This is a genomic window from Methanoculleus sp., from assembly GCF_035363275.1.
In the GTDB taxonomy this organism is placed as follows: Archaea; Halobacteriota; Methanomicrobia; order Methanomicrobiales; family Methanoculleaceae; genus Methanoculleus.
This window is the reverse complement of sequence record NZ_DAOSET010000022.1, coordinates 36046-43606: the sequence shown is the minus strand read 5'-3', so window position 1 is coordinate 43606 and position 7561 is coordinate 36046. Positions and strand designations below refer to the sequence as shown.

Annotated in this window: 9 protein-coding genes; 2 read left to right on the top strand and 7 right to left on the bottom strand. The window is 62.1% G+C overall.

Annotation, left to right across the window (positions count from 1 at the left end):
• The 3 genes from pstC to PLN84_RS06505 all read right to left on the bottom strand — a co-directional run.
• Window positions 1-799: phosphate ABC transporter permease subunit PstC (pstC, locus tag PLN84_RS06515; RefSeq protein WP_348531975.1), on the bottom strand; the 799-nt coding region annotated here is incomplete at its 3' end.
• Between the two features lie 49 nt (window positions 800-848).
• Complete coding sequence (locus tag PLN84_RS06510) at window positions 849-1724, bottom strand: phosphate ABC transporter substrate-binding protein (protein ID WP_292383818.1); 876 nt, start codon at window positions 1722-1724, stop codon at window positions 849-851.
• Window positions 1725-2037: 313 nt separating this feature from the next.
• On the bottom strand, window positions 2038-2877 hold the full coding sequence (locus tag PLN84_RS06505; RefSeq protein WP_292383820.1) for a class I SAM-dependent methyltransferase: 840 nt from the start codon (window positions 2875-2877) through the stop codon (window positions 2038-2040).
• Between the two features lie 133 nt (window positions 2878-3010).
• Between PLN84_RS06505 and PLN84_RS06500 the strand changes: the two genes are divergently transcribed.
• Window positions 3011-3667: a hypothetical protein gene (locus PLN84_RS06500; RefSeq protein WP_292383822.1), complete on the top strand. Its 657-nt coding sequence runs from the start codon at window positions 3011-3013 to the stop codon at window positions 3665-3667.
• Window positions 3668-3963: 296 nt separating this feature from the next.
• A complete protein-coding gene (locus PLN84_RS06495; protein WP_292383823.1) occupies window positions 3964-4995 on the top strand; it encodes an inorganic phosphate transporter in 1032 nt (343 codons plus the stop codon).
• 245 nt (window positions 4996-5240) lie between these two features.
• Here the strand turns inward: PLN84_RS06495 and PLN84_RS06490 are convergent, their stop codons facing one another.
• The 4 genes from PLN84_RS06490 to PLN84_RS06475 form a co-directional block, all read right to left on the bottom strand.
• On the bottom strand, window positions 5241-5963 hold the full coding sequence (locus PLN84_RS06490) for a 2-thiouracil desulfurase family protein (RefSeq protein WP_292558532.1): 723 nt from the start codon (window positions 5961-5963) through the stop codon (window positions 5241-5243).
• A gap of 107 nt (window positions 5964-6070) precedes the next feature.
• Window positions 6071-6535, bottom strand: coding sequence for a hypothetical protein (locus PLN84_RS06485; RefSeq protein ID WP_292383827.1), 465 nt, complete (start codon window positions 6533-6535; stop codon window positions 6071-6073).
• A gap of 44 nt (window positions 6536-6579) precedes the next feature.
• Window positions 6580-7113 carry a DUF6125 family protein gene (locus tag PLN84_RS06480; RefSeq protein WP_292383828.1) on the bottom strand — a complete coding sequence of 178 codons (534 nt, stop codon included), beginning with the start codon at window positions 7111-7113 and terminating at the stop codon, window positions 6580-6582.
• Window positions 7091-7531 carry a PaaI family thioesterase gene (locus PLN84_RS06475; RefSeq protein ID WP_292383830.1) on the bottom strand — a complete coding sequence of 147 codons (441 nt, stop codon included), beginning with the start codon at window positions 7529-7531 and terminating at the stop codon, window positions 7091-7093. The genes PLN84_RS06480 and PLN84_RS06475 overlap by 23 nt, the downstream gene beginning before the upstream one ends.
• Window positions 7532-7561 lie beyond the last annotated feature (30 nt).

Sequence of the window (7561 nt, the reverse complement as noted above, 5' to 3'; positions counted from 1 at the left end):
GGTCCGGGATGACGGCGGCGTTCCCCGTGACCATGAGCACCGCCATCGTCTCGCCGATGGCGCGCCCCATCCCGAGGATGACCGCCGCGCTGATACCGGAGAGCGCACCGGGGACGATGACGTTCTTGATCGTCTGCCAGTGGTTTGCTCCGAGAGCGAGGCTGCCCTCCCTGAACTCGCGGGGGACCGAACTGATGGCGTCCTCGGCGACGCTCGTGATCGTCGGTATGGCCATGATCGCGAGGAGGATCGAGCCTGCAAGCCAGCTGGACCCCGACGGCTGGTCGAAGGCGATGCGTATCCAGTCGGTCAGGAGGATCAGGCCGAAGAACCCGTATACGACGGAGGGGATGCCGGCCAGGAGCTCGATGGCCGGCTTGACGACCGTCTTTATACGGGGGCCGGCGATCTCCGCGATGAAGATGGCGCTCCCGATACTCAGCGGGACGGCGATGACCATCGCGAGCGCCGTCACCAGGACCGTCCCGGTGATGAGCGGAAGCACCCCGTAGGCCGGGTGCCGGCCGGCCGGGTTCCAGTCCTGGCCGGCCAGGAAGTTCCATATGCCGACCTCAAAGAATACCTGGTAGCCGTCGCGGAGCAGGAAGACGATGATGAACAGAACGGTGACGATCGCGAATAACGCAACAAAAAAAAGCAGCTTGCCGGTGACCTGATCGACAAACCGCCTGTTTGGTCCAGCTGAAGGTCGATCGATCGCTGAAGAGGCCCCTTCCCCGGGGTCTCGCAGCCACCGAAAGTCCTGGAATCGGGCCCGTGTACCGCATTTCTTCGCCATCAGCACGCCGCCGTTGTAGCATTCCGGGGGATCGAGAGCGTTGGCCCGATCAACTCTGCACCGGGATGTAATCGGCGCTCGCCACGATCTCCTGCCCTTCCGCGCTCATGATGAAGTCGAGATACTCTCGCATAAGGCCGTCAGGCTCTCCGTTCGTCAGCATGAAGAGCGGCCGGCTGACCGGGTACGTCCCGTCCGTGATGTTCTCGAGTGTGGGCTCGACGGCGGTCCCGTCGACGTCCAGCAAGAGCACCTTCACGCCCTCGGTGTAGCCGAGGCCGACGTAGCCGATCGCGCCGGGGGTCCGGGAGACCTTCTGCTGAATCCCGCCGTTCGAGTTGAACTCCTCCTGCATTCTGGTGAAGTCCTCTTTTGCGAGCACGTACTCGGAGAAGAACTCCCGTGTCCCCGATGCGCTGTCTCTCCCCACGACAACGATTGGCCGGGCGGACCCGCCGACCTGGTCCCAGGTCGTGTAGGTGCCGTTGTAGATGCCCCGGACCTGATCGAGCGTGAGGTGGTTAACGGTGTTCTCCGGATGGACAATGAGAAGGATCGCATCATCGGCGATGTGGTGCCTGACGAGGTCGGGGTAGCCTGCGACCTCCTCGGGTTTGAGGTCCCGCGAGGTCATGCCGATGTCCGCGGTGCCCTCGCCGACGGCTTTGATCCCGACGCTCGAGCCCCCTCCGCTCACCAGGATGCTGGCGGAGGTCTGTGTCGCTTCGAACGCTTCCCTTGCTTTCTCGGCGATAGGGAGCACCGTTGTCGATCCCGTCACCGTGATCTGCTGCGACGGGGATACCGGGGCACCGGACGATTGATCGCCGAGACATCCTGTTGCCATCAGAACGACCACAACGATGCCGGCAACGGCAACCGTGATCAGACTCCTCAGGCTCCCTGATGGACTCTTTTCTGTCATTATACAGGTAGAAGATGCGAAAAAATATATTGGTTTTCGACATTTAATATAGTTAACTCCATAACGACAATAGGTATATTGATCTCGTTCGAGCTCATCGACGCCGACCGCACCATGGCCATGGTCAACGACCTTACAGAGATAACCGGCGACATCAGCGCTCTCGCAGACCAGAAACAGGGCGACCCTGCCCTCTCGATCGGTTATATCGCGGAGCGATCCTGTGAGCCAGGATATTCCCCGGCGATATCTCCGAAGCGATCATCAATCAACTCGTTCGCAAGTGAGGACGGTAAGCGAGGATACCGTCCTCTTACCTCTCCTCCTTCTCCCACCAGACCGCTGCGGTCGGCCGGACGGCTGTCTCGACGTATTGCCCGGCCTCGGTCCGGCGGAGCATCCGCGCGAAGTAATCCTGGACCGCCGAGAGGTCCTCCATCTCCGGGTTGTGCATTGCCGCCCAGGTCCGGGCGGCATCCTCGGGGGAGTCATAGACCGTGTCCCAGACGGCACGGATGATCCGGGTATTCGGGTAGATCCCGCCGTCATGGAGGATATTGACGGGGTAGATGTAGTCCGGGTAGCCCTTTCCGGCAGCTGCTTCCTCCCCGAAGACCGCTTTATACAGCGCCATCTCGTCGGGGCTCCGCCACTCACCCGCATGCCAGAAGAGGTAGACCGCCCGGAGGGCCGCGGCGTCGAGTTTTTCGAGGGCGGCGGCAAGGTCGTAGAAGCCAAGCGAGAATGCCGCGATGGCGACGTCGTGCGGTTCGATATCCCTGCCGATGACGGTGTCTTCCCAGCGCATCGTGACCGTGGAGTAGTTCGTCCGCCCCTCAGCGGCCATCTGCTCACGGAGGATGGCAAGCATCCCTTCCGAGGGATCGAGAGCCGTGACGTGGGCGGCGGTCCGGGCAATCGGCACGGCAAGCCTTCCCGTCCCCGCACCCATATCCAGCACGGTATCCTCCGGCCGGAGGTCCAGGACGGCGAGTTCCCGCTCCGTCGCCCGTGTCTCGCCGTGGGTGGCCCGCCGGTAAGCGGCGGCGCGTTTGTTCCAGACCGCGGCGGGATCGCGGTCTTTCTCGACACGTGCGGGCGAACTTGCGTGGATTGCCTTCCAGAGCTCGTTCCAGTCGATGATCCGGTGCATACAGGCTCCTCGCCCTGTGATGGTATAAGCGCTCGCCCGCGGCGGTGCCGGGAGCCGGGACTGCACCGCTCCGTGCGGTTCCGGGAGTATATTCATATCGGATGACGGTATTCTGTCGGGCAAAGGACCGCGTATGCCCCTCGCAGACTATATCGGGAGGTACTGGACGGGTGCCGAGGTCATGTACGGTGTGATCATCGCCATGACCTTCACCAGCGTGCTGCGGGGCTATCCGGAGATCTCCGGACTCATCGTCGGGAGAGTCGTCGCTACAGCCCTCTTCTGCTGCATCGCCTGGGGTATCGCGGACGGGATGTTCTACATCTGGGAGCGGAGTTACCTCATCCGGCAGGAGAACCGGATCATCGAATATTCGCGTTCCGGGGAGCAGAGGGGGTCCGCCCTCTCCCTCATCGGAGAGCAGCTCGACGACACGGTCCTCCGGCATATACCCGAAGGTGACAGGCTCCAGTTATACGAGAGGCTCTCCCGCTTCCTGTCCGGCGTGGAGAGCCGGAAGAAGATGTCTCCGCGTGAGGCGGCAACGATCATCCTCGGCACCTTCCTCCTCTCCGCGGGGGCCGGCGTGATCGTCGTCCTGCCGTTCCCTGTCATGGGTGACGTCGGCCAGGCCCTGATAGTCTCGAACCTTGCGGGGATTGCCCTGCTCTTTGGTATCGGCTACATGAGGGCGCTTGACAGGAACATCTTCTTGAGAGTGCTGTACGGGTTCGGGTCGTCGTTCGTCGGGATCATCATCACGGTGATAACGGTTGTGTTAGGTGGCTAGCCCTGCCGCCGATCGTCCCCCGCGACCAGGTTTACGGTCTTCGACACCGTGCCCGGGGTGCGTTGTGCCGCCGGTTCCCGGCATCCCCGTCCGCGAGCGGCATGTTCGCGGTGTCATCTATAGGAGGTATGGCGAGAACCACACTTTAGGGTATGTAACTATATTAGAATATCCTCACTATAGTTTATCCCGGGCGCCTGAAAAGACTGGCAGAAATATAGAGTTTCTATATATGACTATACTTTACGTCGTGAAATGCTATCCTCTGGCAGAACTACCAATACTCACCCGGTACCATGCTCGATCTCACCCTGCTTCTCATCGTCGGCATCATCATCCTCGCACTCATCTTCGATTTCACAAACGGTTTTCACGACTCGGCCAACTCCATATCGACCGTCATCTCGACGAAGGTCCTCTCCCCGAGAAACGCCGTGGCATTCGCTGCGTTCTTCAATTTCATCGCGGCTTTCGGGTTCGGCGTCGCGGTCGCGAGCACCATCAGCAAGATCATCAACCTCGATCACGTCGAAACCTCTGTCGTTCCCTTCATCATCCTCTCCGGCCTCGTCGGGGCGATCGCCTGGAACATCATCACGTGGTACTTCGGCCTCCCGACGTCCTCATCGCATGCGCTCATCGGCGGCCTGATAGGCAGCGGCCTCGCGGCAGCCGGGATTGCGGCAATCAAGATATCGACCGTCGAGACCATCGTTCTCTTCATGGTCCTCTCGCCCATCGTCGGGCTCCTCGTCGGTCTGCTCTTTATGACCGGGGTGATACGGCTCTCCAGGGGCATCCCGCGGCATACAGCCGATCAACGTTTCAGGCGTCTGCAGCTGTTGTCGGCGGCGGCGTACAGTTTCAGCCACGGGACCAACGATGCACAGAAGACGATGGGGATCATCACCCCGCTCCTCTTCTCTATCGGTTACTTCGGGGCGGGCGTCGACCCGAACAACCTGCCGGTCCCGCTCTGGGTGATCCTCGCCGCACACGCGGCGATCGCGCTCGGCACATTCTTCGGGGGATGGCGGATCGTGAAGACGATGGGATACGGAATCACCAGGCTCCGCCCGGTCCATGGGTTCTCGGCGGAGACGGCAGGCTCCGCGACGATCATCGGGGCCTCCCTCCTGGGCATCCCCGTGAGCACGACGCACATCATCTCTTCCTCAATCATGGGCGTCGGCGTCACCAAAGGGGCGAGGTTCGTGAAGTGGGGTGTTGCGCGCCGGATCGTCACGGCGTGGATCCTCACGCTGCCGCTCAGCGCGCTGATCGGGTTTCTCGCATTCTCGGCGCTCCGCCTGATGGGATGGGCCTGAGGTTACAAGCGCCGGGTTTCAGGCATGGGCGGCCGGGAGCAGCACACAAGGGTTTTACCTCTTTACATCTATGGTCGCCGCCGGGGCCATCGGCTACTCGCTCATCGCGGTCGCGGCCGTGGTCTTCCTGTGGGGAGAGACGCTGGCCTGGTTCAGGTGTGCCCGCCAGGCGGGATAAGTACGCTATGCGGCCCGCAGGCGGGGGACTCCCGGACGCGACGCCGCTATCGCGAAAAAAGGTGGGTTTATCCGGAGCTTGAGTTGGAAACGGGGGCATCGGCCCCGGTTGCCTCGGAGAGGTAGACCCCCGCGCCGAGCCACCAGGCATCGTCGACCTTCTCAACGTAACTCATCTTGGGCTCAAGGGCCATGTTGTGGGCAGGGTTCGGGTAGTGGTAGAAGACGAACCCGCCGCCGTGCTGCGCGAGGAGGATCTCGACCCGGGTGTAGTTGACCCCGAAGGGGTCCTGAAGCCCCGAGAGATCGGTCCCGATCAACTGAGGCTGATGGGGGAGCGCCAGGGTCGTTCCGTTGTAATCGAAGGCGTAGATGTAGAGGCTGTCGCGGACGAACGTGCCGTTCCGGTCGTTGAACTCCCGTAACGCCTCATCCGTTCCCTCTGTTCGGGCATACGTAACCGCCTCTCCGACAAAGGATTTCAGGATAAACCCGTCGATCTGGGGCAGGGAGTCGAGATACCCGGCTGCAAAAGCGGACATCTCCTCCGTAACGTCCCGCCCGGTGGCCGGCTGCATGAGGTGATCGGCACCGTCTATCCTGACGATCCTGACGGTCGCCCGCGGGATCCCGAGCCCGATCTCGACCTCCGGGCAGACCGGGATGCAGTCGGCATACTCCCGCAGGCGTGCCACCGTGGGGGAGGGAATCTTTGAGCCGTCGTAGCGGCACGGGTCGAACTCGATGCAGCGGCTGACGACGAGACGGGGGCGGGGGTATTCCCGGACCATGGGGCTCATGATACGGCGGGGTGGATATGAACCCTTGGATCCTGGTTGAGGAAGGGGCGTGCACCACCTTCATGGCCCGGCGGTAAAAAAGGAGCGGGTTGCCCCGCTCAGTTCTTCTTCAGCGAGTCGATCGCGATGCTGAAGGAGTCTCTCCCGTCCGCGTAGATGATCTCCATCTCGCCGGGAGCGACCAGTGAGCCGGAAGAATACCCTCCCTCGTTCTCGATGATGGTGATCTCCTTGCCGTCGCGGCCGATCACGCCGGCACAGGGGGTGACGCCCCAGACCGGGGTGCCGTTCGGGGCCGTGAAGGAGACCTCTCCCGAGAAGACCCGGTCCTGCTGCTCGATGACCGCGAGGGTCATGGTGTAGCCGGCGTAGTCGTTGAATCCCTCTCCGTAGTCGTAGCCTTTCATCGTGCCGGTCCAGTTCCCGATGAGGTTGGGGACGACGAGGTTGGGGATCTCGGGGGTGGCAACGGCAACAGTGTTCTGAGCGTTGGTGGTCGTGCACCCGCAGATCAGCACGGCGAGGATGAGGATGCCCGCACATACGATGCTCTCGATTCTCATAAATCAAGATGCAGTCCTGGAATTGATATGTCTGCTCTTTTGCGTCACGAACCGGGGCTTCGCCCCTCCTCCTTCAGGTAAAACCGCCACCTGCAGAAGGTATCCGCGGGATGCGGGTCGGGGGGAGCGAAGAGGCACTCGACGCAGATCCGCTCGTCGATCTGCCGTGCGAACCCCGTGAATTCCGCCCGGTGCATCTCGCGGCAGACGTATTCGCCGAGGCCGCGCCGCAGCCGGGCTTCCTGGCTCGGGCACGAGGGGACGGTAATGATGACCTCGTCGTCCTTCTCCTCGATATCGTAGTTCACGATGATCGCCCAGGGGAAGAGTTTCAGCGCTTTTACGAAACCCTTCAGTCCCTTTTCCCGGATACCGAACCTGGCGACCAGGTCTTTTGCTGCCATCGGGGCGACGCGGCCCCAGACGCGTTCGTTGACCGCCTCCGCGGCCGGTTGGCCGAATTCCCCGGCGATATTGATGAACCAGAACGCGTCCACCACCCGGTAATGCCAGAGGAGGAACGCGAGGTATTCCCGGAGCTCCTCCGGGGCCATTCTATCGAAGATCTCGCTGTTCATCGTGATTTCTCCGCCCGTCAGCCGCGCCGGGGCGTCTTGCGGTAGACCATCCCCTGGAAGATGGCGATCTTCTCCGCGTCGTCGTTATCCTGACGGTGTAGGAGGCCAGTTTCAGCTTCGCGGCGTACTCCTCTGCCTCGGCATAGAGGGGGCCGGACGTTGCGGCCGTGAGGTAGGAGATCTGGGCGTTTATCGCCGCCGCCGGGATCCCGTGGGAGTTCGATGCGAGCGCGAAGGCCGTATCGGCGAGGGTGAAGAGCGCTCCCCCGTGGACGGTCCCGTGGCTGTTTAAGTGATAATCCCGGACTTCCATCTTCACCACCGCTCTGCCGGGTGCGACCTCAACGCACTCCATTCCGTTGTGCCGGGCGAAGGCGTCGGCGGCGAAGAACCGGGCCGAATCTGCAGGTGCGACCATATACGGTGATCTCTTTCCGGCGGCCGTAAT

Coding starts and splice junctions, on each gene's coding strand:
- PLN84_RS06510 (WP_292383818.1), bottom strand. CDS start 1,724: ATGACAGAAAAGAGTCCATCAGGGAGCCTGAGGAGTCTGATCACGGTT.
- PLN84_RS06490 (WP_292558532.1), bottom strand. CDS start 5,963: ATGGTCCGGGAATACCCCCGCCCCCGTCTCGTCGTCAGCCGCTGCATC.
- PLN84_RS06480 (WP_292383828.1), bottom strand. CDS start 7,113: ATGAACAGCGAGATCTTCGATAGAATGGCCCCGGAGGAGCTCCGGGAA.
- PLN84_RS06505 (WP_292383820.1), bottom strand. CDS start 2,877: ATGCACCGGATCATCGACTGGAACGAGCTCTGGAAGGCAATCCACGCA.
- PLN84_RS06500 (WP_292383822.1), top strand. CDS start 3,011: ATGCCCCTCGCAGACTATATCGGGAGGTACTGGACGGGTGCCGAGGTC.
- PLN84_RS06485 (WP_292383827.1), bottom strand. CDS start 6,535: ATGAGAATCGAGAGCATCGTATGTGCGGGCATCCTCATCCTCGCCGTG.
- PLN84_RS06495 (WP_292383823.1), top strand. CDS start 3,964: ATGCTCGATCTCACCCTGCTTCTCATCGTCGGCATCATCATCCTCGCA.
- PLN84_RS06475 (WP_292383830.1), bottom strand. CDS start 7,531: ATGGTCGCACCTGCAGATTCGGCCCGGTTCTTCGCCGCCGACGCCTTC.